The organism is Lysobacter sp. DMC104, assembly GCF_056313665.1.
The window spans coordinates 1-23,592 of the sequence record NZ_JBQUZW010000006.1; the positions used below are offsets into that span (position 1 = coordinate 1).

Annotated in this window: 17 protein-coding genes; 8 read left to right on the forward strand and 9 right to left on the reverse strand. The window is 68.3% G+C overall.

The genetic code is table 11. From position 1 onward, the window contains the following. Positions 1-590: 590 nt before the first annotated feature. Positions 591-1,814 (reverse strand): glycosyltransferase family 4 protein, encoded by a 1,224-nt coding sequence (locus tag ACT53R_RS09390; protein ID WP_476171605.1) that lies wholly within the window; start codon positions 1,812-1,814, stop codon positions 591-593. A gap of 185 nt (positions 1,815-1,999) precedes the next feature. Here ACT53R_RS09390 and ACT53R_RS09395 point away from each other — a divergent pair, with 185 nt between their 5' ends. Next, entirely contained in the window at positions 2,000-3,034 is a 1,035-nt protein-coding gene (locus ACT53R_RS09395; RefSeq protein ID WP_476171606.1) for a zinc-dependent alcohol dehydrogenase family protein, read from the forward strand. A 16-nt stretch (positions 3,035-3,050) separates the two neighbouring features. Here the strand turns inward: ACT53R_RS09395 and ACT53R_RS09400 are convergent, their stop codons facing one another. Then, positions 3,051-4,895 carry an ATP-binding cassette domain-containing protein gene (locus ACT53R_RS09400; protein ID WP_476171607.1) on the reverse strand — a complete coding sequence of 615 codons (1,845 nt, stop codon included), beginning with the start codon at positions 4,893-4,895 and terminating at the stop codon, positions 3,051-3,053. Between the two features lie 24 nt (positions 4,896-4,919). Between ACT53R_RS09400 and ACT53R_RS09405 the strand changes: the two genes are divergently transcribed. From ACT53R_RS09405 to ACT53R_RS09435, 7 genes are all read left to right on the forward strand, one after another. Further along, positions 4,920-5,873, forward strand: coding sequence for a class I SAM-dependent methyltransferase (locus ACT53R_RS09405; RefSeq protein WP_476171608.1), 954 nt, complete (start codon positions 4,920-4,922; stop codon positions 5,871-5,873). 104 nt (positions 5,874-5,977) lie between these two features. Beyond that, positions 5,978-8,101, forward strand: a complete 2,124-nt coding sequence (locus tag ACT53R_RS09410) for a hypothetical protein (RefSeq protein WP_476171609.1) — start codon at positions 5,978-5,980, stop codon at positions 8,099-8,101. A 153-nt stretch (positions 8,102-8,254) separates the two neighbouring features. Beyond that, positions 8,255-10,285, forward strand: a complete 2,031-nt coding sequence (locus ACT53R_RS09415) for a hypothetical protein (protein WP_476171610.1) — start codon at positions 8,255-8,257, stop codon at positions 10,283-10,285. Positions 10,286-10,331: 46 nt separating this feature from the next. Continuing rightward, positions 10,332-12,335 carry a carbamoyltransferase family protein gene (locus ACT53R_RS09420; protein WP_476171611.1) on the forward strand — a complete coding sequence of 668 codons (2,004 nt, stop codon included), beginning with the start codon at positions 10,332-10,334 and terminating at the stop codon, positions 12,333-12,335. 136 nt (positions 12,336-12,471) lie between these two features. Further along, positions 12,472-12,705, forward strand: coding sequence for a hypothetical protein (locus ACT53R_RS09425; protein ID WP_476171612.1), 234 nt, complete (start codon positions 12,472-12,474; stop codon positions 12,703-12,705). Between the two features lie 196 nt (positions 12,706-12,901). Then, positions 12,902-15,040, forward strand: a complete 2,139-nt coding sequence (locus ACT53R_RS09430) for a hypothetical protein (RefSeq protein ID WP_476171613.1) — start codon at positions 12,902-12,904, stop codon at positions 15,038-15,040. A gap of 211 nt (positions 15,041-15,251) precedes the next feature. Beyond that, positions 15,252-16,562: an amidohydrolase family protein gene (locus ACT53R_RS09435; RefSeq protein WP_476171614.1), complete on the forward strand. Its 1,311-nt coding sequence runs from the start codon at positions 15,252-15,254 to the stop codon at positions 16,560-16,562. 98 nt (positions 16,563-16,660) lie between these two features. Here ACT53R_RS09435 and ACT53R_RS09440 read toward each other — a convergent pair whose 3' ends face one another. The 7 genes from ACT53R_RS09440 to ACT53R_RS09470 form a co-directional block, all read right to left on the reverse strand. Beyond that, on the reverse strand, positions 16,661-17,155 hold the full coding sequence (locus ACT53R_RS09440) for a DinB family protein (protein WP_476171615.1): 495 nt from the start codon (positions 17,153-17,155) through the stop codon (positions 16,661-16,663). Positions 17,156-17,208: 53 nt separating this feature from the next. Beyond that, positions 17,209-18,489, reverse strand: coding sequence for a cupin-like domain-containing protein (locus ACT53R_RS09445; protein ID WP_476171616.1), 1,281 nt, complete (start codon positions 18,487-18,489; stop codon positions 17,209-17,211). 14 nt (positions 18,490-18,503) lie between these two features. After that, positions 18,504-19,691: an ABC transporter permease gene (locus tag ACT53R_RS09450; RefSeq protein WP_476171617.1), complete on the reverse strand. Its 1,188-nt coding sequence runs from the start codon at positions 19,689-19,691 to the stop codon at positions 18,504-18,506. A 9-nt stretch (positions 19,692-19,700) separates the two neighbouring features. Beyond that, positions 19,701-20,849: an ABC transporter permease gene (locus ACT53R_RS09455; protein ID WP_476171618.1), complete on the reverse strand. Its 1,149-nt coding sequence runs from the start codon at positions 20,847-20,849 to the stop codon at positions 19,701-19,703. Between the two features lie 116 nt (positions 20,850-20,965). Further along, positions 20,966-21,916, reverse strand: a complete 951-nt coding sequence (locus tag ACT53R_RS09460) for an aldo/keto reductase (RefSeq protein ID WP_476171619.1) — start codon at positions 21,914-21,916, stop codon at positions 20,966-20,968. A 10-nt stretch (positions 21,917-21,926) separates the two neighbouring features. Further along, entirely contained in the window at positions 21,927-22,613 is a 687-nt protein-coding gene (locus ACT53R_RS09465) for an ABC transporter ATP-binding protein (RefSeq protein ID WP_476171620.1), read from the reverse strand. Beyond that, positions 22,610-23,590: a polysaccharide deacetylase family protein gene (locus ACT53R_RS09470; RefSeq protein ID WP_476171621.1), complete on the reverse strand. Its 981-nt coding sequence runs from the start codon at positions 23,588-23,590 to the stop codon at positions 22,610-22,612. The genes ACT53R_RS09465 and ACT53R_RS09470 overlap by 4 nt, the downstream gene beginning before the upstream one ends. Between the last annotated feature and the right edge of the window lie 2 nt (positions 23,591-23,592).

Below are 23,592 nucleotides of genomic sequence, written 5' to 3' on the forward strand. Positions count from 1 at the left end.
TCTTCATGAGTTCTCCTTGGTCTGTCGAGGGTAGAGAACTCACCTCCCGGGCGGCTACATGATTCGTCTCAGGTCAACGGCAGCCCCGTCCTTCCGTCATTCTCTTGGCCGCATATCGAGTCAAAGACAGGTTGTTCTTCGACGGACGGATACTGTCCAAATCCGTGCAGGCGGTGCTTCAGGAAATATGTCTGGCCTTGGCCAAACAGCCCGGGGACCAAAGCCGCATTGGCGGATATCTTCGTGCTTACGAGCGCATCCTGTCTCGCGGGTATGCCGGCGCGGCTTACCACACGCTATCCAAGCTCGCTTCCCCGAGCAACCCAAGCACGGCCGCGTTCTGGAGGCCGGTTGTTATGGTCCGGCGGCGAAAACGGACGAGTAAGCTGACCATCCTGTGGCTACGAGATCGGGCGCCAACGACGGAGGACACATGAGAGCCACTGGGCACGGAACGCCATTATCTTCAACAATGTGGCTCCCGGCGGGCACAAAAGTCTGCGGCTGCTCTCCATTCCGCAAATTTGTCTGCTGCAGTCCCGGTAGGCTAGCGCATGCTCTGTAGAAAAATCATTAGCAAAAACAGACCGTTACAACTCGCCTAATTCTCTACCGTAAACATACGCCTCCAGCGTCTGCTCCACCATGCGCGTGCCGCTGAAATCCGCAGCACGCGCCAGCCCGGCTTCACGAAGGCGTTGTGCCTTCGCCGGGTCGTCGACCAAGTCGACGATGGCTGTCGCCAGCGCGTCCGGGTCGATGCGTGCCAGGCCGTCGGGATCGATCGCGACGTCGACGAGCACGCCGTTGCGGTCGTGTTCGACGATCTCCGCAAGTCCGCCGATGCGGCTGGCGACCAGCGGCACGCCGGCCGCCATCGCCTCGGTCGCCGCGTAGCCGAACGGCTCGTACAGCGACGGCACCACCGCGACCGCAGCGCGCGCGTACAGCGCCCGCAACTGCGGGCGTTCGAGCTTGCCCAGGAATCGCGTCGTCGATGCCAGCAGCGAATCGGCTGCGGCGAACTCCCGCAGCGCCTCCGTGTGGTCTTCCATGCCATCTCCGGCGACGACCAGCCGGAGGTCGTCACGGCCGGTCGCGATGCGGCGGAATGCATGCAGCAGGAAACGCAGGCCCTTCTGCGGTACGAGGCGCCCGGCAAAGACGATCGTCTTCACCGGCGAACCGTCGGCGGCGGCCTCCACGGGACACAGCGCCGCGACGGCCGCGACCGCGTCGGGTTCCACGTCCGCCCAGGGCGCCGCGCCGTTGTGGATGGCGACCACGTTCGCGTCCGCGCGCAAGGTGCGCACATCCTCGGCCACCGAATGGCTGACGGCAATGACCAGATCGCTGGTGCGGCACAGGTCGCGTTCCAGTTCGGCGATGAAGCCCAGTGTGTCCACGCCCCAGCGCGGCGTGAACAGGTGCTCGAGCGAATGCACCGTCGACACGATGGGCCTGCCCCAGCGTTCGCGCAGGCGTCGACCGCAGCGATAGGTGAACCAGTTGTTGCAGTGGATGACGTCCGGGATGCCGCGTCCGCTTTCGCAGCGCCGCGCGACTTCATCCGCGATGCCATCGGAAAACAGGTTGAAGCGTTCGCTGCCGAGCACCAGCGGGTCGACGTCGGCATGCACGAAATGCACCTGCCGGTTGGCTTCGACCAGGGTATCGCGCGGGCCGCATCCACCGATCGCGATGGTCAGGCGCATGTCTTCCGACGCCAGCCCGTTCGCCAGTTGCCCCAGGTACGTGGCCACGCCGCCGATGGTCACGGGCGGGAATTCGTGGGCGAGGATCAGGACGTGCATGGGCGACACATGGCGGTTCGGCATCCTCGTGGGCGATCTTGCAGGCGATGGCGCGCGGGCCTCCCCGCCCGGCGCAATGCGATTCTCGCCGATCGGCGCGCGAATGCAACGCGATCGCGCCCTGCCCCGCGCGAACCGGTTTGTGGTAAGCCTGCACCTCCGCGAACCGCCCCGAGCAGCCCCCCATGCGCGCAACCCTCCTCTACGGTGCCGGCGACGTCCGCATCGAGCACGTCCCGGACGCGAGCCTCGTCCACGACACCGATGCGGTCATCCGCGTCGTCCGCACCTGCATCTGCGGCAGCGATCTGTGGCCGTACCAGTCGATGCCCCCCGGCGAAACCGGGCTGCGCATCGGCCACGAGGCGATCGGGGTGGTCGAGGCGGTCGGCCGCGAAGTGCGCAGGCTCCGCGTCGGCGATTTCGTGATCATGCCGTTCTCGTTCTCCGACGGCACCTGCGTGTTCTGCGATGCAGACCTGCACGGCTCGTGCGTGCAGGGCGGGCTGTTCGGCATGGGGCCGGTGGCGGGTGCGCAGGCGGAAGCGGTGCGCGTGCCGCTGGCCGACGGCACGCTCTACCCCGTCGGCGCCACGGCCGACGAGGCGATGCTGGCGTCGCTGCTGACGCTGTCGGACGTGATGGGCACGGGCCACCATGCGGCCCGTGCCGCGCAAGTCGCGCCGGGGAAGACGGTGGCGGTGATCGGCGATGGCGCGGTCGGCCTGTGCGGCGTGATCGCCGCAAAGCGCCTGGGCGCCGAGCGCATCCTGCTGCTCGGCCGCCATGCCGATCGCGTCGCGCTGGGCCGCGAGTTCGGCGCGACGGATGTCGTGGGCGAACGCGGCGAAGCGGCGGTCGCGCGCGTGCGCGAACTCACGAACGGTTTCGGCGTGCATTCGGTGCTGGAGTGCGCGGGACATGGCGAATCGATGGCGACGGCGATCCTCATCGCGCGCCCCGGCGGCCATGTCGGGCGCGTCGGCGTGCCGCAGGACGCCACCCTGCCCGCGTCCATGCCGGCCTTCATGCGCAACATCACCATCAGCGGCGGCCTGGCGCCGGCGCGCGCCTACATCGACGAACTGTTGCCCGACGTCCTGGAGGGACGCATCGAGCCCGGGCGCGTGTTCGATCGCACCACCGGCCTGGACGACGTGCCCGACGGCTATCTCGCCATGCAGGAGCGGCGGGCGCTCAAGGTGATGGTCGCCCCCTGAAACGCAGCGGCCGGCCTCAGGCCGGCATCGTCACGGGCGCATCCGTCGAAGCGCGCTGCAGCGTCGCCGCGCGCAGTTCCGCGTAGTCGCGCGAAGTCGCGGCCAGCAGCGATTCCGGTCCCTGCGCCACCAGCCGACCATCGCCCATCAGCAGCACTTCGTCGAAGTGCTGCAGCAGGTCCAGCCGATGCACCGAGGCCACGAGGCAGGTGTCGGCGAATTCGGCGAAGAGATTGCGGTACACCGCGGCTTCCGTCCGCGCATCGAGGCTCGCGGTCGGTTCGTCCAGCAGTATCAGCGAACTTCCGCGCGCAGCGAGGATGCCTCGCGCCAGCGCCACGCGCGCGCGCTGTCCGCCCGACCAGTTCGCGCCCTTCTCCGCGATCTGCACCTGCAGCGGATCGGCATCGGCGGCCATGAACTCCGTCACCATCGCCAGTTCCAGCGCGCGCGGCAGCGTGTCCCGCGACGGCGGGCCCTCCAGCGATTCGCACATCGACAGATTGTCGGCGAGGGTCGCCTCGAACAGTTCGGCGTCCTGCGGGATCATCGTCGTCGAGCCCCGCAGCAGGCGCGCAGCGTCGCGTGGCGTGTCCGCGACCAGGCCATCGGACGTCTCGACGACGATGCGGTCCGCGACGTACAGACCGGCGAGCACGCGCATGAGCGTGCTCTTGCCCGAGCCGCTCTTGCCGATCAGTGCATACCGCTTGCCACGCTGGAGCGACAGCCGGATGTGGTCGAGCGTGGGCGCTTCGTCGCGGCCGTCGACATGGCGGAACACCACGTCGCGAAGGTCGCAGCGTTCCCACGACAGCGGCACGATCGGCGCGTCCAGTTCTTCGTCGACCTCGGCGTGGCGGATGGGATCGGCGCTCTGGTAGTTGGCGTATTGCCCCGCGAACTGCTGGAAATTGGTGGCCACCGAGGCCACGACCGCACCGGCCTGCACTGCGTATTCCCAGACCATGTAGACGCTGCCGAGCATCAGTCGCTGCCCGCCCGACGACGGGCGCAGCACGAGCCACGCGTACAGGCCGACCAGGCAGCAGCTCAGCAGGCGGCTCGCCATGTCGACCACGAACCATTTGCTTTCGTTGAGCACGATCATCCGCTTCAGCGGCACGAAGATGCCTTCCACCAGTTGCCCGAGCAGGCGCACGAACGGGCGCACCTGGCGCAGGGCGAACACGGTGGTCGCATTGCCCAGCGCATCCGCGAGCACCGCGCCGTAGCGCCGGTCGGCGTCGTTGGTGCGGATCGCCAACCGCACGATCGCGCGGTCGAAGCCCGCGACGGACGTGGCGATCACGACCAGGCCCAGCGCCGCCATGCCGCCCACCAGCGGATGGATGACGACGAGCGCGGCGACCGGGCCGACCAGCCGCACCGCGCTGCTGAGGTACATGAACTGGCTTTCGGCGAAGTTGCCCAGCGCGGCGCTGCTCTGCTGCACCCGCTGCGCGGTGGCGACCGAATGGTGCCGGTCGTGCCACGACAACGGGAACGACAGCAGGCGCTGGGTCAGCGTGGTCGCCACCCGCGCGCGCACGGCGAGCGCGATGTTGCGTTCGAAGATCCGCCCGGGCGCATGGATCACCCAGCTGCCCAACGCAGCCGCGAGCACGGCGACGAGCCAGAGGGCCGCCTCCCCCGCCCCGGCGCCGCCCTTCGCCTGGAGGACGTTGAACGCGCGGCCGAGCAGATAGGGGATCAGCAGCAGCACCAGCTGCGCACCGATCAGCAGCAGCATCGAACTCACCAGCGTGGTGCGCCTGCCGCGTGCCTGCCGCCAGAGTTCTCGGTAGAGCAGCAGGACCGGGCTGACCGGCCTGCCCTGCTTCGCCTCGTCGGGATTCATGCGATTCCAGCAATGTGGGACGGGATGCCGCAACGCACTGTAGTGGAGCAGCCCCAAAACTCAACCTTCCGGATGCCGTCTCCGGCTTGCCGCACCGCGCCTTGTGGGGGGCAAGGGGCCATGCAATACTCCGGCCGCGACGGAAACGGATCAAGTCTAAGGTTGGAGACGCGCGTGTCACAGAGCGCCATGATCAAGGGCTACGACACGGCCATGCAGGGTGCCGTGATCGAGGCCTACTACGGCTCCAGCGACTTCTACAACTTCGGATTCTGGACTCCGGACACGAAGACCCAGTCGCAGGCTTCCGAACAGCTCGTCGAACGCCTTCTCGCGTTCATTCCCGACGATGCTCGCCAAGGATGCATCCTCGACGTGGCCTGCGGGCTGGGGGCTTCCACCCGCCATCTGCTGCGCCATTTCCCCGCGGACCGCATGGTCGCCATCAACGTGTCCGGGCAGCAGTTGGAGCGCGCCCGCCGCAATGCACCGGGATGCGACTTCCGGGTGATGGACGCGACCCGGCTGGATTTCCCCGACGCATCGTTCGACAACATCCTCTGCGTCGAGGCGGCATTCCACTTCGATACCCGCGAGGCCTTCCTGCGCGAAGCCCTGCGCGTGCTCAAGCCCGGCGGCAGGCTGGTGCTGTCCGACATCCTGATGTCCGGGCTCTCGCCGACCACGGCGAAACGCACGCACATCCCCGATGCCAACGCAATGACGTCGCCCGCCGGGTACGAACCCGCGCTCGTCGGCGCCGGCTTCGCGGAGGTGACGGTCGTCGATGCGACCGACGCGTGCTGGAAGCCGTTCCTGCGCTCGGTGCGGCAGTTCAAGGCGAGCCATGCGGGCGCCGGTCAGGCTCCGGCCATCCCGCCCTCGCGGCGCGAGGGACCGATCTTCTTCAATCCCGAATACCTGGCGCGTTTCATCCGCGGGTACGTGCTGGCTTGCGCGCGCAAGGCGGCCGATTGACCACGCGTTGAATCCCGGGGGCGTGCGGCCCCTGCGTCGCGCATCGCGTGGATGCATGGCGCCCGGGCGTCGTCCGGGAGGCTCGTCCTGACCATGGAGACACGATGCAATCCGATGTTCCCGCCACCGTTCCCGCTGCAGCGACGGACGAGGTCGATGCAATCCTCCGGCAGGACCCGATGCAGGTCTTCGCACGCATGGACGCGCGCTCACGGCGGGATTACCGCGACCGCGTCCACATGTGGGCCGGGCGCGCACGGCGCGAGGCACCGGAGGTCGCCCGGCTCGTGGTCGAGCTCGCGACGCAGGCCGGCGAGCGCCACGGCGCGTCCGACCGACGCGCGCACGTGGGTTATTTCCTCGTCGACGACGGCATCGCGGACCTCGCCCGCGCCCTGAAGACGAAGACCACCTGGCGCGAAGCCCTGCGCCTGCGCCGGCAGGGCACGCTGGTGTTCGCGTATTGCGCGCTGGCGGGTTTCATCTGCCTCGGCGCCGGCGTGGCGGCGGTGCTGCTGTTCGACATCCGGATGCCCTGGCCGGGCCAGGCCCTGCTCGGGCTTGCGGTGGCGCTGTTCCTGAGCGGCATCATCCCGGGCTGGTTCAACATGGTCATCTCGCGCGCGCTGGTGCCGCGCTGGATGCCGCGCCTCGATTTCCGCCAGGGGATTCCCGATTCGGCGAAGACACTGGTGGTCATCCCCTGCCTGCTCACGTCGCGCGAAGGCACCCAGAAGCTGGCGCGCACGCTGGAACGCCTGTACCTGGGCAGCGTGCGCGCGGGCGTCGGCTTCGCGATGCTGTCCGACTTCGTCGACGCCGATGCCGAGACCGCCGAGGGCGACGACGCGCTGCTCGAACATGCGCGCGCGGAGATTTCCGCGCTCAACGAGCGCCACGGCGGAGGCTTCGCGCTGTTGCACCGACCGCGCCGCTGGAATCCTTCGGAAGGCCGCTGGATCGGCTGGGAGCGCAAGCGCGGCAAGCTGGAGGAGCTCAACGCCTGGCTCGCCGGCGAGCCGTCGCCCTTCACGACGATGCACGGCGACCTGGGCATCGTGGATGGCGCGCGCTACGTGCTGACGCTGGACGACGACAACGCCAACCTCTCGCCCGGCGCCATCGCCGCGCTCGCCGGCGCGATGGCGCATCCGCTGCATCGCCCGGTGCTCGACGCCGGCGGCAAGCGCGTCGTCGCCGGCTTCGTCATCATGCTGCCGCGGTTCCGGATCAGCCTGCCGGACGACGACGAGGCGAGCCGGATGGAGCAACTCTTCCAGTCGACGATCGACATCGAGACGGCGGGCGAGCACTACTCGCCCGAACCCACCGTCGACGTCGACCAGGACGTCTTCGGCGAGACGGTCTACCTCGGCAAGGGCATGTACGACGCCGCGATGTTCCATCGCCTCACCCGCGGGCTCATCGCCGAGAACACCATCCTCAACCACGACGTGCTGGAGAGCGGCCTGCTCCGAGCCGGCCTGGTCAGCGACGTGCTGCTGGACGAGACGTTCGCGCCGACGTTCCTGGCCGCCACCAAGCGCAGCCATCGCTGGCAGCGCGGCGACTGGCAGCAGATCCCGTGGCTGTTCCCGACGGTGCGCAATGCCGCCGGCGTCCGGGTCGAGAACACGGTGTCGCTGTTCGGGCGCTGGAAGCTTCTGCAGAACATCATGCGCCTGCTGTTCCCGGTGTCGGCCATCCTCTGTTTCGTGGCGGGCTGGGCCACGTCGGGCCGCCCCGGCCAGTGGACACTCAGCCTGCTGGCGATCGTCTGGCTGCCTTCCCTGTTCGGGTTGATGCTGGGCGCGATCCGCAGCGCGCTGTCGGGGAACCTCGCATCGATGCTGCGCGGCATGGTGGCGGCGCTGTCCATGCGCCTCGGCGGCTTCATCTTCGGCGTGCACCATGCCCGGGTCGCGCTCGATGCCGTCCTGCGGTCAAGCTACCGGATGTGGATCTCGCACCGGAAAATGCTGGAGTGGACGGCATCGATCATGGACACCTCGCAGCGCGGGCTCACGCTGTGGCAGTACGTGCGGTTGATGTGGTTCTCGCCGGCCTTCGCGATCGCGGTGCTCGTGCTCGTTGCCAAAGTGAATCCGCCGGCGATCACGAGCGCGCTCCCGTTCGCGGCACTCTGGTCGATGGCGCCCTGGCTGGCCTGGTGGTGGAGCCAGAAATCCGGCGAAGGGACCTATTCGGAGCAACCTTCGCAATCGTGACGGCGTACTGCCAGCCCGCTTGCCGGTCCTCCACCCCGGCGGCATCGGGTCCGGTGCAGGAGGAATGCGATGGAGACGGATGCTGAGGGATCGGAGGGTGTCGACAGGATCGACGCCCTCCTCCGCGGGGACCCCGCCCGTGCCTTCGGGCGCATGGACGCGGGATCACGCGAGGATTACCGCGATCGCGTGCATGCGTGGGCCGTGCGGGCGCGACGCGCCGACGAGGACATCGCGCGCGTGGTGCTGTCGCTTGCGAAGGCCGCCTGCGATCGGCTGGGGCCGGACGACCGTCGCGCCCACGTGGGCTACTACCTGACGGACACCGGCATCGTCGACCTCGCCGCGGCACTTCAGGTACGACTGGACTGGCGCGAGCGGCTGCGCGTGCGCACTTCCGATGGCCTGCTGCTCGCGTACTGCGGCCTCGCCTATTCGCTCTGCGCACTGTACGGCGCGCTGTCGGTCCGGTGGCTCGACATCCGCCTGCCCTGGCCCGGCCAGGCGCTGCTGGCGCTGGCGGTCGCGGTGTACGTCAGCGGCATCATCCCCGGTTGGTTCAACATGATCCTCCACCGGTCGCTGGTGCCACGCCGGATGCCCCGGCTCGATTTCGCCGACGGCATCCCCGCTTCGGCGAAAACGCTGGTGGTGATCCCGTGCCTGCTGACTTCACGGGCCGGCATCGAGCGCCTGGCGCGCACGCTGGAACGCCTGCGCGCGCGCAACGCCGAGGCCGGCGCGGGCTACGCGATGCTCTCCGACTTCGTCGATGCCGATGCCGAACGCGCGGACGGCGATGCGGCCCTGCTCGACGCGGCGCGTGCGCAGATCGATGCCCTGAATGCGCGCCACGGCGGCGGCTTCGCGCTGCTGCACCGGCCGCGCCGCTGGAATCCCGCCGAAGGCCGCTGGATCGGCTGGGAGCGCAAGCGCGGCAAGCTGGAGGAGCTCAACGCCTTCCTGGCCGGCGAGGCGTCGCCGTTCGCGACGATGCACGGCGACCTCGGCGTCGTCGACGGCGCGCGCTACGTGCTGACGCTGGACGACGACAACGCGGATCTCTCGCCCGGCGCCATCCGGCAACTGGCCGGCGCGCTCGCGCATCCGCTCAACCGTCCGGTGCTCGACGACAGCGGCCGGCGCGTCGTGGCGGGCTACGTCATCATGCTGCCGCGCTCGCGCATCAGCCTGCCCGGCGAAGACGCGCCAAGCCGGCTCGAGACCCTGTTCCACACGACCGTGGAGATCGAGACCTCGCGCGGGCAGGACGACGAGAAGCCCACCGTCGACGTCGACCAGGACGTGTTCGGCCAGAGCTGCTACGTCGGCAAGGGGATGTACGACGCGCACCTGTTCCATCAGCTGACGCGCGGCCTCATCGCGGAAAACACCATCCTCAGCCACGACATCCTCGAAGGCGCGCTCGTGCGTGCGGCCGTGGTCAGCGACGTGATCCTCGACGAAACCTTCGTTCCCACGTTCTACGCCGCCGCGCGACGCACCCATCGCTGGCAGCGCGGCGACTGGCAGCTCATCCCGTGGCTGCTGCCGTGGATCCGCGACGCATCGGGCCGGCGCGCGAAGAACACGCTGTCGCTGTTCGGTCGGTGGAAATTGTTCCAGAACATCATGCGCGTCCTGTTCCCGATCGCGGCGCTGGTGTGTTTCGTCGCCGGCTGGGCCACGTCGGGCCGGCCCGGCGCATGGACGCTGAACCTGCTGGCGATCGCGTGGGTTCCCGCCTTCGTCGGCCTGTCCATCGGCGCCATCGTGATGCTGCTGTCCGGCGACCTGCGGTCGATGCTGCGCGGGTTGTGGGCGTCGCTGTCGATGCGCGCGGCGACCTTCATCTTCGCGGTGGACCACGCCCGCAACGCGCTCGACGCCATCGTCCGCGCCAGTTACCGCATGTGGGTGTCGCACCGGAAACGGCTGGAGTGGACGGCGTCGATCCTGGTGTCGACGCAGCAGGGGCTCACGTTCCTGCAATACCTGCGGCTGCTGTGGTTCTCGCCGGTCTTCGCGGTTGCCGTGGTTGCGCTCGTCGCGCGCGTCAATCTCCCGGCGCTGTGGAGCGCCGTTCCGTTCGCCCTGCTGTGGTGCATGGCGCCCTTCGTCGCGTGGTGGTGGAGCCAACCGATGGAAGCGTCGCGCACACCAGCGGGGTCTCCACGCACCTGACACGTCAACGGCACCCGGCATCGCTTCAACAAGGAGGACAAGACTGATGCGGATACTCGGCTATTACGGTGGCTTCGGCACCGAGTTCGACGACACTTCCCCGACGCAGACGCACGACGGCGCCGCGGTGCTGATCGAGGACGGCGACGTCGTCGCCGCGATCGAGGAAGAGCGGCTGAACCGGATCAAGCATTCGTACGCCGCACCCCTGCGCGCGACGCGCTTCGTGTTGGCGGAAGCGGGGATCGGGCTGGGCGATGTCGACTGCATCGCGATCCCCTACAGGCCCGAATCCGCCGAACGGCTGCTGCGGAGGCTGTACCGCGAAGACCCGACGGCGACGCATCCGGTGGACATCATCGACGCCCTGCGCGCGCAGTGGCGCGAACACCTCGGGGCGGACGTGCCGCGCGAACGGGTCCGGTTCGTTCCGCACCACATCGCCCACGCCACCGCGACCTTCGCGATGTCCGGTTTCGACGAGGCGCTGGTGATGACCATCGATGGCCAGGGCGACGCCGAGTCAGGCCTGGCGCTGGCGGGCCGCGCGGAGGGGCTGGAGCTGCTGCGCAGCATGTCGATCCGCGACTCGCTCGGCCATTTCTATCTCGACGCGATCGGATTCCTGGGCTACCGGCTGTTCGACGAGTACAAGGTCATGGGCCTGGCCCCCTACGGCGATCCGGCGCGCTTCCGGGACGATTTCGCGCGCATGTGCGAATTGCTGCCCGACGGTCACTGGCGCCTGCATCCGCACCTGCTCGACGAGTTCCACGCCACGCTGGTCCCGCGCCGCAAGGCCGAGCCCATCGTGCAGATCCACATGGACTTCGCCGCCGCGCTGCAGGAAACGCTGGAACGGGCGGTGATGCATGCGCTGCGGCATTTCCGCGCCGCCACAGGGCTGCGTCGGCTCTGCCTGAGCGGCGGCGTCGCCCACAACTGCACCATGAACGGCAATCTCCTGCGCTCCGGCCTGTTCGACGACATCTTCGTGCACCCCGCTTCGCACGACGGCGGCAATGCGCTCGGCGCCGCACTCGCCGTCCACCGTTCGATCGCCGGCGCCGGCGCGCCGCAGCGCCTGCGCAGCGTGTTCTGGGGATCGGGCATCGGCGGTCGCGACGAGGTCGAAGACCGGCTGGGTGCGTGGTCGGACGTGCTCGACATCGCGCACAGCGACGCGATCGAGGAGGACACCGCGGCGCTGCTGGCCGCGGGCGAGGTGGTCGGCTGGGTGCAGGGCCGCTCGGAATTCGGGCCGCGGGCGCTCGGCCACCGCAGCATCCTGGCCGACCCGCGTCCGGCGGCGTTCAAGGGACTGATCAACCGCATGGTCAAGACCCGCGAGTCGTTCCGCCCGTTCGCACCGGCGGTGCTGGAGGAAGCCGCGGCGGACCATTTCGAACTGCCGGACGGCAGGACCAAATTCCCGTTCATGTCGTTCGTCCTGTACGTGCGGCCCGAGAAGCGCGAGCTGCTCGGCGCGGTGACCCACGTCGACGGCAGCGCTCGCGTGCAGACCGTCTCGCGCGACGCGGATCCGCGGTTCTGGCGCCTGATCGATGCGTTCGGCCGCCGCACCGGCGTGCCCGTGGTGCTCAACACGTCCTTCAACAACAACGTGGAGCCGATCGTCGACTCGATCGAGGACGCCATCGCCTGCTTCCTCACCACCGGCCTGCACGCGTTGGTCGTGGGCGACTTCATCCTGCGCCGCAAGGAAGGCGGCGACCGGTCATCGCTCGTGCCCGGCCTCGCCGACAACGCGCGCCTGGTCGCCACGCGCCGGCGCGAGGCGGACGGTCGTGTCCACGATCGCTTCGAACTGCGCCGCTCGGAATGGAATGGGCAGGCGTCGAAGCCGCTGGATGCGGGGGGCCACGCCATGCTGCGGGCGATGGACGGCCGCGCCTCGATCGCGGCGCTGGCCGCGACGGCCGGCGTGCCGCTGGACGAGGCCATGCCGGTCATGGACGCGCTGTGGGCGGAACGTTTCCTGGTGATGCGTCCGCCGCACCCGGCGACCGTCGCGGAGGCCACGCCGTGAACCTGATAGAGTGCATGCTCTTCATGGAGCGTGTCCTTCCCTGCGGACGCCCGGCGGCATGCGCAACAGCCGCCGACGCCCATGCCGATACCGCAGTGCTGCGATGGCTGGAACCGCACGATGCAGACGGATCGCCATGACGGATCCGTGGACCGATGGCCAGGAGGTGCCCGCGATGAAGCCCTACACTCTCATTTCCGTGGATGGCCATGCCGGCCTGCCGGCGGCGCGGTACCGCGATTATCCGGAGCGCAAGCACCACGCCGCGTTCGATGAGGAACTCGAACAACTGGCGGAAATACGCAAGCACTTCGTCAACGCGGGGAAGAACGTCGCCGACGTGCCGCTGATGTACAAGGCGACGGACTGAACTCCCGTTCCCGCGCGCACATGTGCCGGCGGTGATCGCCGCACATGCGCGTCATCGAAGCGTGCAACCGTGGTGCGATCCGGCGAAGCACGCGGCCATGGAGGCCATTCGGCACGAGCGCCCGCAGGCGCCGTGAACCGACGCACCACCATCCCGCTCCTGGTCCGGCGAGCGGACCATTCGGGAGAGGTCTTGGGTGAACTCGGCCGTCGTTCCAGAACACGTGGCTGCGGGCGATCACGCCGCAGTCGATCACGCCATCGATACGATCCTGCGCCACGATCCCGCGGAAGCCTACGCGCGGATGGATGCGCGCTCCCGCGAGGACTACCGCGAACGCGTGCGCTGGTGGGGCGATCGCGCGCGACGATCGGCAACGGACGCCGCCCGGGCGGCGATCGACCTCGCGACGCAGGCCTGCCAGCGCCACGGCATCACCGACTGCCGGTCGCATGTCGGCTACTACCTGTCGGACGAGGGCGTGGTCGCGCTCGGCGCCGCGCTGCACGCGCGGCCGAATTTCCAGCAACGACTGCGGCTGCATTTCACCGCCAACCTGGTCCTGTACTGCATCTCGGTCCTGCTGATCTGCGCCCTGTTCGGCTTCCTGTCGGTGCACTATTTCGGCGCAAGCCTGCCGTGGTACGGCAAGACGCTGCTGGTGCTGGTCGCCGGCATCTACATCAGCCGCATCATCCCGGGCTGGCTCACGCTGCTGGTCTCGCGAACGCTGCTGCCGCAGTGGATGCCGCGGATGGATTTCAGCCAGGGCATCCCTGCTTCCGCCAAGACGCTGGTGGTCATCCCCAGCCTGCTGACCTCACGCGCCGGCATCCACAAGCTCGCGGAATCGCTGGAGCGGCTGTACCTGAGCAATGCCGAGGCCGGCGCGGGCTACGTGATCCTGTCCGATTTCGTCGACGCCGATGCCCAGTGCGTCGACGGCGACGACGCGCTGCTCGACGAGGCACGCGCGCAGATCGATGCGCTCAATGCACGGCACGGCGGCGGTTTCGTGCTGCTGCACCGGCCGCGGCGCTGGAATCCCGCCGAAGGCCGCTGGATCGGTTGGGAGCGCAAGCGCGGCAAGCTGGAGGAACTCAATGCCTACCTGATGCAGGAGGCAGCGCCGTTCGACGTGCAGCATGGCGACCTCGACCGGGTCGTGGACGCCCGCTACGTCCTCACCCTCGACGACGACAACGCCGATCTCACGCCCGGCGGCGTGCACCAGCTGGCGGGCGCACTGGCGCATCCGCTCATTCGCCCCGTGCTGGACGCGGACGGCCGGCGAGTGGTGCGCGGGCACGCGCTGCTGCAGCCGCGGGTCACGATCTCGCTGCCGCTGAACGACACGCCGACCCGGCTGGAGACCTACTTCAACTGGATGTTCGAGTTCGAGACCTCGGAGGAATACCGCTCTGCCCTGCCCATCATCGACGCCGACCAGGACCTGTTCGGACAGACGTGCTACTACGGCAAGGGCATCTACGACGTCGCACTGTTCCACCGCCTGACCCGCGGCCTGATCGCCGAGAACACCGTGCTGACGCACGATGCGCTGGAAGGCGGGCTGGTGCGCTCGGGCACCGTCACCGACCTGCTGCTGCACGAGACCTTCCCGCCGACGTTCCACAACTCGATGACGCGCACGCACCGCTGGCAGCGCGGCGACTGGCAACTGATCCCCTGGTTGTTCCCGACCGTCCGCGATGCTTCCGGTGCGAAGGTGCGCAATCCGCTGCCGTTGTTCGGGCGCTGGCTGATCTTCCACAGTGCGATCCGCATCCTGTTCCCGGTCTCGGCACTGATCTGCTACCTGATCGGCTGGGCCACCTTCACCCGCTCGGGCACCTGGACGCTGGGCCTGCTCGCGATCGCGTGGATCCCGCCGCTGGTGGCACTGCTGATCGGCACGCTGCACAGCCTGTTCATGCGCCGCGGCCTGGGCATGATCATGCGCGGGCTCTGGGCCTCGCTGTCGCTGCGCGGTGCCACGTTCATCTTCGCCGTCGACCAGGCGCAGAACGCCTTCGACGCCGCCTTCCGGGCGACGTTCCGGATGCTCGTGTCGCGCCGCAAACTGCTGGAATGGACGGCGTCGGTGCTGGAATCGAACACGCCCGATCCCACCCTGTTCCAGTACACCCGGATGATGTGGCTGTCGCCGGTGCTGGCCATGTTCACGGCCTGGTGGATCGCGCGGCTCAACCCCGACGCATTGCCGAGCGCGATCCCGTTCGCGGCGTTGTGGTTCGTGGCCCCGTTCGTCGCCTGGTGGTGGAGTCAGAAACCCGCCGCGCCGACCGGCCCGGCGCAGACCCCGCAGCCATGATGCGCCGGGTCGGCGGGCTGCGCGCGTGCAGCGATCCACGCGCGGCGGAGCGGTACCTGGAACCTGCTACAGTCGCCCCCTGCCGGCATGGCGACCACCACCGCGCCGGTCCGTCGCCCCGCCCGGCCGGGGATCGGCACGGACGAAGGGATGCAGCGGCTGCGTCCCGGAACGATCTCTACGCAAAACTCGACAGACCGAGGTGCCCGCGATGAAACCCTATACCCTCATTTCCGTGGACGGTCATGCAGGCCTGCCGGCCGCGGGCTACCGCGATTATCTGGAGCGCAAGTACCACGCCGCGTTCGATGAAGAACTTGAACAGCTGGCGGAAATGCGCAAGCACTTCGTCAACGCGGGGAAGAACGTCGCCGACGTGCCGCTGATGTACAAGGCGCACATGCACCGCTACTCGAACCCGGACAACACGGAGATGCAGGAACGCATCCGCGGCGCCTGGGACATCTCGGTGCGCCTGAAGGAACTGGATGCCGAAGGCATCGCCGGCGAAGTGCTGTTCCCCGATGGACAGGGCTTCAACACCTTCCCCTTCGGCGGGTTCTTCGGCGATCCGAAATGGGCGGGCGATGCGGAGCTGCGCGTCGCCGGTGCGCGCGCCTACAACCGCTGGCTGGCGGAGTTCTGCGCATCCAGCGGCGGACGCCTGCAGGGCGTCGCCATGATCATGCCGTTCGACATCTGGCAGGCCGTGTCCGACGTGCGTTCGGCCTACGCGGCCGGCCTGCGCGGCATCGTGCTGCCGCCGCCCGACGAAACCTATCCGCTCTACCATGAGAGCGTGTTCGACCCGCTGTGGGCGGTGTGCGCCGAGCTCGGCATGGCGGTGCATACGCACGGCGGCGATCCGCCGAAGATCTACGGCAACGGCATCGCCTCGCAGACGCTGGCGATCCTCGAACTCGGCTTCTTCCGCAGGCGCATCCTCGCCCAGCTGATCTTCGGCGGCGTGTTCGTCCGCCACCCCAACCTGCGTTTCGTCTACACGGAGCAGGGCATCGACTGGTTGCCCAACCACATCGAGATGCTGGAGCACGTCTACCACAACGACTGGCTGCGGATGGGGCATGCACCGAAGAAGTGGCTGGCGCTGTCGCCGAAGGAAGCGTGGGCGCGCAACTGCGCCGCCGCCGCCACCGCCGCGACCTACGACGAGGTCCAGCAGATCCGCCGGATCGGCATCGACAACATCATGTGGGGCGCCGACTATCCGCACGTCGAGGGCGGCTGGCCGAACTCGTGGAAGGAGATCAGGCAGGCGTTCGCGACGCTGGACGATGGCGACCGCCGCAAGCTGGTCGGCGAGAACGCCATGCGCTTCTACGGGTTCGATCCGGACGTGATCGCGCCGCTGGTGTCGCGGATCGGTCCGCCCGAAGGCGCGCTGGTCGGCGATGAAGCGCCTTCGGGCCCGTCGCCGTTCAACGAGCACGACTTCACCAACGGCTGGGTGAACACCTACGGCGGCTTCGCCCGCAACATGCGCTGGTCGCTCGATTCCTGAGCGGCCGCGGCCGGCGAGAGTCCCGATCCATCAGCCCGGGCACCCGTCGGTGCCCGGTGCCCTGCCCCGCCGGGATGGCGGGGCACTGCGTTTCGCGGTCAGCCCGCGTCGTCGATGTTGATGCCCGGGGCGCCGTAGATCGTCGGCGGCTGCCCGCCCGCCACCATCATCAGCATGCTGAGCTGGCCGCGATGGTGCACCTCGTGGCGGAACATCAGGTGCAGCAGGTCCATGCGCGTCCACGGCTTGCCGTAGAAGTTCACGCTTTCGTCGACCCACGCCTCGTCCTTCGACGCGACGATGTCCATCAACGCCGTGTGGGACGTCCGGAAGGCGTCCGTCATCTCGGCGATGCTCTCCGGCTGCCGGTTGGACGGCACCGGATTCTCGCCCTCGGGCTTCGCGCCCATGATCTCCGCGCAGAACCAGCGCTCGCTGATGCAGATGTGCCAGGCCAGTTCGCCCAGCTTCCATCCCTTGCCGGGAACGATGGTCTGTTCGTTGCGACCCTCGGGGATGGCCGCGAAGACTTCGAGGGTCGTGTTGTACTCGCGCTCCCATGTGTTGAGGGCGCTCTGGATATCGGCTCGCATGCGTAGGGCTCCAGTGTCGGGAAAAGCGGATGACGGACGGCAGGCGCGGTCGGCTAGACCACGCTCGAACCCGGCGACCGCAGGTAGACCATGAACTGCACGGCATCGATCTTGCTCAGGCTGTCGAGATCGGTCTTGCCGAGCCGGTTCCACATGAGATGCCGGAGCAGGTCTTCGGAATAGCCGAGCCGGCTCGCGATGCGTCCGATCGTCTGTTTCTGGACGTCGGTGATCGGCCCGACCGGCCGGGCGCGGGCCGCGAGGTCGGGCGCGACGTAGCGCGCCGTCTGGCCGATGTCCGCGATGATCTTGTCCACCTCCTGGTTTTCCAGGTGCGGCGGACAGAACCGCGACGGCTGCGCTTCGGGCATCACGCGCTCGCAGACGCGGCGCAGCACCGAGCGCATGCCGACGACCTTGTCGCGCAGCGAATCCGCCGGCCGCACGTATTCCGCCTCGATCTCCGGCATCGCCCGGGTGTAGACGTTCTCGCCGCGGCTGCCCGCCAGCTTCCAGCCGAGGTTCTGGATGTACGAATCCCGGTGCACGTTGTCGACGCAGAGGAAGCGGCCGTAACGGTTGCGCTTGAAGCGCAGGTTGAACGACATCGCGTCGTCGATGTAGCCGAGGTAATGCCAGATCAGCGCCGGCATGTAGATCGTCTCGCCCGGCTCCAGCACCGCATGGTAGCCGCCCACTTCGGCGACGAAGTCCAGCCGCTCCTGCGGCGACATCCGCTCCAGGTAGATGCCCGGCGTCCATGGCGACGCCGTCGTGGTCCGCAGGTGGAGGCAGGCATCGGGATTGAACAGGATCACCTGCTTGCGGCCGAACATCTGGTGCAGCAGTACCTGCCGGTGGTCACCGTCGAAATGCAGGTGCGCCCGGTTGCCGCTGTTGGCGACGAAGATGTTGAGGTAGAGGTCGTGGTCGCCGTACTTGCGCGGCAGGTCGAGGACCTCCGGCACGTCGAGGTCGTCCGCCAGGCAGAATTCCGGCAACCGGAACATCCGCATGATGCTCGGCGGGATCTCGTACTCGGTGCACAGCAGCGACGTGTCCGGATGGGCATCGACGTGCGCCCAGTATTCGTCGAAGGTCATCGTCGTCTCGACGGCGCTCTCCGGCGATTCGGACGCCACGGTGTATTCGGTCTGCACGTTCAACGGCACGTTGCCGAAGGCGGCGCTCGCATCCTCCCGCGTGCGGATCCGGTCGATCGGCTCTCCCTCGAACAGACCGGTGATGATGACCGGCGTGCCGGTCTCCACGTACTCCCGCAGGAACCGCTCCGGCTCCGGCTTGGGGATTCTCGCGATTTCTCTCGCTGTCATGTCGTTTCCCGTTTTCAGATGGCACGCAGATCGTCGACGATCTGACTCCTGATCGAGCGCGCGGCCGGGATCATGCCTCCGAAGATCCCGATCGCCAGCGCCGCCCCCAACCCCTTCAACACCACGGCCGGCGTCATCGCCACGTCGAACACCAGTTGGCGGAGATCGCCCCCCACCGCCGTGCTCACCGTGCTGCCGTTGGCGATCGCCCATGCCGCCAGCGCGCCGAGCGCGCCGCCGCCGAGCGCCAGCAACGCCGACTCCACGACGATCGACGCGACGACCACGACCGACGGAAACCCGAGCGCACGCAGCGTGGCGATCTCGCGGCGGCGATCGTCCACGCTGGCGTACATCGCGTTGATCGCGACGAACACCGCGCCGAGCGCCATGATCCCGCCCATCACGTAGGCCATGAAATGCAGCAGGCCGTTCAGGCTGCGCGATTCGCGCTGGAGGAATTCCGATTCGGTGAACACGTCCATCGCCATGCTCGGGTTCGCCGCGATCGCCTTGCGGAATCCCGCGATGGCCGAAGGATCGGGCAGCACGACGGTGACGTTCTGGAACATCGGCCGCTGGCTGACTTCCATGACCACGCTGGCGTCGGCCATGAGCTCGGATTCGCGCATGCTGTGATCGGCCGCATAGATGCCGACGATCTTCCACTTCGTGTTGTATGCGGTCAGTTCGCCGCCGAGGCCCAGGCCCTCGAACTGCTGCAGCGCCTGCTGGCCGACGACGATCTCGAACTTGCCGGGGTTGAACATGCGACCGGCCACGATCCGGATCTCCGGCCGCACCGCCATCACCTCCGGGCCGACGCCGCGGATCGTGCCGTTGACTTCCATCCCGCTGCGTTTCTCGATCAGGGTCAGCGGTGCGACCGCCTCGCCGGTGATCAGCGGCGTGCCGTCGGCCGCCTTCTTCACCACCGTGGAATTGCGGATGGTGTCCATCTCCTCGCGCGAGATCGCGCTGGCGATCTCCACCGTGGAGCCCGCGCGCAGCACGACCGCACGATCCGGCCTGCCGGCGTCGCGCATCGCATCGTCGAGCCCGGCGTTCATCGCCAGCACCCCGGAAAACACCGCGACCACGCCGGCGATGCTGGCGACCATCACGAGCGCGTTCAGCCGCCTGCGCGCGAGGTTGCGCAGGTTCATCACGGCCGTGGACAGGATCAGTTTGAATGCATGCATGGCGCTCTCCTAGCGTCCGGACAGCGCGGCGACGATGCTGAAACGCATCGCGCGGGCGATCGGCAGGGCCGCGCTGACCAGCGCGAGTCCGACGGCGATGAGCGCACCCGTGAGGAAACCGCCCGGCTGCAGGCGCATCGATCCGAACAGTTCGGCCACGGACGGGAACGCCACCGCGGTCAGCGCGAACCCGGCCGCCGCCGCCAGCAGGCACAGCAGCAGGGCCTCGCCGAGGATCAGTCCCGCAACGCGCGCGGGCGTGAACCCCATCGTCATCAGCACCGCGAACTCGGAGAAACGCTGCCGCACCGATTGCATCATCGTGCTGGCGCTGACCACGAACAGCGTGAACAGCACCGCGATGACGATGACGTTGCTGATCTTGCGCAGGTCGGTGATCTGGCGCCACTGCACGGCGGCGTAGGCGTTCTCGGTGCGGGTCCGGGTCTGGAACGGCGAGTTTTCCGACATCTGGTCGATGGTTTTCGCGATCGGCCCGCTCTGCTGCTTGTCCTTCACCCGGACGATGATCAGGTGCACCGCGCCCGCACCGAACGCGCGCGCTTCGTCGAAATGATCGAGGTTGATGAAGAACAGGTCGTTGAGCGCCGGCGACGCTTCCGATGGCTCGTAGATGCCGACGATGTCGAAGTACCAGGCATCGCCCCCGTCCTTGCGCGGCCAGATCGCCGATTTCACCGGGACGCGGTCGCCGACCTTCCAGCCGTAGCGGCTCGCGAGATGCTGGCTGATCACCGCGCCGGTCTTGATCCGCGACATCGCCTGCAATTGGTCCGGCGGCAGGTGCAGTTCCGGGTACATGCGGAACATGCGCTCCACGTCCGCGGCCACGATCGGCAACTGCTCGGTCGGACGCTGGTAGTAGCCGACGAAGTAGGCCCAGTACGCGACATCCGCGACGCCGGGCATCTTCTCCACTTCCTGCGCGAACGGAACGATCAGCGGGTGGTACATGCTGATCTTGTTCATGACGTAGAGACGGTCCAGGTGGAACCGCTCGGTGACGTGGTCCAGTCCCTGGTTGATGCCGTTGAGCAATCCGAACAGCAGGAACGCGACCGTCATGGATGCGAAGGTCAGCGTGGTGCGCACGGGCTTTCGCCAAAGCCCTTTCCAGATCAGCAGCCAGTAGCTCATGGTCCCTGCGTCCTCTTCGCCGATGGTGTGGAGCGTCTTTTCATCCGTTCACGTCCTGGTTCGCGCGGGGCCGGCGCATCGCCGGGCCCGCCGTCGTTCAACAATCGGAACATCTTTCAATCGGAGCATCGCAGTGCGCGCACGTGGGGGTCGAGCATCGCCGGATACGGCAGGTGCGGCATCGACGCCGCATCGAGCATCGCGACGTGTCCGGGCGCCAGGCGCAGGTCATGCACGCCGAGGATCTCCCCGATCTGCACCGGCGACGAGGCACCGACCGCCACCGCATCGACGCCAGCGCGATCCAGCGTCCAGCGCAGCGCGACCTGTGCCATCGGGCGCGCGACCTGCGCCGCCACTTCGGCCAGCACCGAACGGATGCGCATGAGGCGCGACGCTTCCGCAGCATCCCTTTCCGGAATCTCCGCGCCGGCATGCGCCAGCGCGCCGCGCGCCAGCGGGCTCCACGCGACGACGCCGACGCCCTTCTGCACGCACATCGGCAGCAGTTCCGCCTCGATGTCGCGCGCCAGCAGGTTGTAGTGCGCCTGCACGCAGCAGTAACGGGCCAGATGGCGGGTCAGTGCGATCCACAGCGCCTCGTTGAGACGCCAGGCGGTGAAGTTGGACGCGCCGACGTACAGCACCTTGCCCTGGCGCACGAGCTGGTCGAAGGCGGCCAGCGTTTCCTCGATCGGCGTGAGCAGATCGTCCGAATGCGCGAAGTAGAGGTCGATGAAGTCGGTCTTGAGCCGGCGCAGCGAAGCCTCGCAGGCCTGCACGATGTGCTTGCGCGACAAGCCGGCCTCGTTCGGGCCCGGGCCGGTCGGCCGGAACACCTTGGTCGAGAGCACCAGCGCCTGGCGGCGATCGCCGCACCAATCGCCGAGCAGCGCCTCGCTTTCGGGCGACGCGTCGGCGGTATCGATGAAGTTCACGCCGGCATCGAGGCTCCGGTCGAGGATCGCCCGCGACACGTCGACGGGCGTGCTCGTGCCGAACGCCGCGGCGCCCAGGCACAGTTCCGATACCTTCAGGCCGGTCCCGCCGAGGAAGACGTGGCGCATGCCCGATGCCTCAGTGCGTCACCGGGGCGTCGACAGCGCGCCCCTTGTCGAGATGCAGCTGGCGCGTCGCGCGCGCCGCTGCCTGCGGATCATGGGTGACCATCACGATCGTCTTGCCGTGGCGCTGGTTCAGCGCGGACAGCAGGTCGAGCACGTCGTCGGCGCTCGCGCGATCGAGGTCGCCGGTCGGTTCGTCGCAGACCAGCAGCGGCGCGTCGGTGACGATGGCACGCGCAATGGCCACCCGCTGCTGCTGCCCGCCGGACAGCTGCGACGGCTTGTGGTCGTCGCGATCGGCCAGTCCCACCAGTTCCAGCGCCGTGCGCACCTGCTGCCTGCGCTGGGCGCGGCCGAGTCCGGTCAGCAGCAGCGGCACTTCGACGTTCTGCGCGGCGGTGAGCATCGGCAGGAGGTGGTAGAGCTGGAACACGAAGCCGATGTGGCGGGCGCGCCAGTGCGCGAGTTCGGTCACGCCCATGCCCGCGATCCGCGCATCGGCGACCAGGACTTCGCCCGACGTCGGCTTGTCCAGCCCCGCGATGATGTTGAGCAGGGTCGACTTGCCGGACCCCGAAGGCCCCATCAGCGCGAGGAACTCGCCCCGCGCGACCTCCAGATCGACGCCGTGCAGCACCTCGACGCCCTGCTTGCCAAGTCCGTACGTTTTCCTCAATCCGCGAAGCGACACCAGGCTCATGCGAAGGTCCTGTCGAAATGGTGGGTCTGTGGCGGCATCGCGAACATCGCCTCCAGGCGTGCGCCGAAATCGTCGCCGGCCTGCACGGCGCAGCGCGGCAGCACCAGCGGATGACTGCGCCGCCAGGCCGGCTGGTTGCCGGTGGTGACGGCGATGGTGAACCCCGCCCGGCCCGTCAGCTCGACCGTTTCCTCGTCGAAGGCGCCGTGCGGATACGACAGCGACTGCACCTCGTGCCCCAGCAGCGCTTCGAGTCGTTGCTTGCACTGCGCGATCTCGCGGATCTTCGTCTCCGCGGACTGCGCCGGCAGCAGCAGGTGGTGCGCGGTGTGGGCGCCGATCTCCATGCCCGGCATGCGATCCAGCGCGCGGATTTCCTCGGGGGTCATCGGCCGGATCGGGCGCCGGGCCTCCGCGTCCGGCAGCCCGGCCCAGCGCAGCAAAGCCGAGACGCGCGCACGCTGTCCTTCGAGCGGCAACGTGTAGAACGTGCGCCGCACCGCATCGAACGCCGCGCGGATCTCCCCGGGCGTGCGCGTGGGCATCGAGGCGACACCGTCGGGCAGCGCGACGTCGAGCATCGCGGGCAATGCATCGTGCGCGAACACGCGCTCCAGTGCCTCCCACCAGAATTCCGCGGTCTCGTCGAGCGTCGAGGAAATGATGAAGAAGGTCGCGGGGTGGCCGAACTCCTGCAGGATCGGCACAGCATCCGTGAGCGCATCCAGGTAACCGTCATCGAGGGTGATCGCGACGCTTTTCTCCGGCGCGTCGCCGCGCGCGAGCGCAGCGGCCAGCTCCGGCAGCGGCAGCACGCGGCAGCCCGTCTCGCGCAGCAGCCTCATCTGGGCGCGGAACTCCGCCGGCGGCACGCAAAGATCGGTGTCGTCGTCGGCGATGCGGTGGTACATCAGGATGACGGCGTTCCCGGCGGCAGTTCCCGGGACGTGCGCAGCCTCGGCAAGGACATCGGTCATCG

Excerpts from the sequence above, each read along its gene's own strand:
- ACT53R_RS09420 (WP_476171611.1), top strand. The coding sequence starts at position 10,332 with ATGCGGATACTCGGCTATTACGGTGGCTTCGGCACCGAGTTCGACGAC.
- ACT53R_RS09425 (WP_476171612.1), top strand. The coding sequence starts at position 12,472 with ATGACGGATCCGTGGACCGATGGCCAGGAGGTGCCCGCGATGAAGCCC.
- ACT53R_RS09435 (WP_476171614.1), top strand. The coding sequence starts at position 15,252 with ATGAAACCCTATACCCTCATTTCCGTGGACGGTCATGCAGGCCTGCCG.
- ACT53R_RS09470 (WP_476171621.1), bottom strand. The coding sequence starts at position 23,590 with ATGACCGATGTCCTTGCCGAGGCTGCGCACGTCCCGGGAACTGCCGCC.
- ACT53R_RS09445 (WP_476171616.1), bottom strand. The coding sequence starts at position 18,489 with ATGACAGCGAGAGAAATCGCGAGAATCCCCAAGCCGGAGCCGGAGCGG.
- ACT53R_RS09400 (WP_476171607.1), bottom strand. The coding sequence starts at position 4,895 with ATGAATCCCGACGAGGCGAAGCAGGGCAGGCCGGTCAGCCCGGTCCTG.
- ACT53R_RS09450 (WP_476171617.1), bottom strand. The coding sequence starts at position 19,691 with ATGCATGCATTCAAACTGATCCTGTCCACGGCCGTGATGAACCTGCGC.
- ACT53R_RS09405 (WP_476171608.1), top strand. The coding sequence starts at position 4,920 with ATGCCGCAACGCACTGTAGTGGAGCAGCCCCAAAACTCAACCTTCCGG.
- ACT53R_RS09465 (WP_476171620.1), bottom strand. The coding sequence starts at position 22,613 with ATGAGCCTGGTGTCGCTTCGCGGATTGAGGAAAACGTACGGACTTGGC.
- ACT53R_RS09440 (WP_476171615.1), bottom strand. The coding sequence starts at position 17,155 with ATGCGAGCCGATATCCAGAGCGCCCTCAACACATGGGAGCGCGAGTAC.
- ACT53R_RS09410 (WP_476171609.1), top strand. The coding sequence starts at position 5,978 with ATGCAATCCGATGTTCCCGCCACCGTTCCCGCTGCAGCGACGGACGAG.
- ACT53R_RS09395 (WP_476171606.1), top strand. The coding sequence starts at position 2,000 with ATGCGCGCAACCCTCCTCTACGGTGCCGGCGACGTCCGCATCGAGCAC.
- ACT53R_RS09415 (WP_476171610.1), top strand. The coding sequence starts at position 8,255 with ATGGACGCGGGATCACGCGAGGATTACCGCGATCGCGTGCATGCGTGG.
- ACT53R_RS09460 (WP_476171619.1), bottom strand. The coding sequence starts at position 21,916 with ATGCGCCACGTCTTCCTCGGCGGGACCGGCCTGAAGGTATCGGAACTG.
- ACT53R_RS09390 (WP_476171605.1), bottom strand. The coding sequence starts at position 1,814 with ATGCACGTCCTGATCCTCGCCCACGAATTCCCGCCCGTGACCATCGGC.
- ACT53R_RS09455 (WP_476171618.1), bottom strand. The coding sequence starts at position 20,849 with ATGAGCTACTGGCTGCTGATCTGGAAAGGGCTTTGGCGAAAGCCCGTG.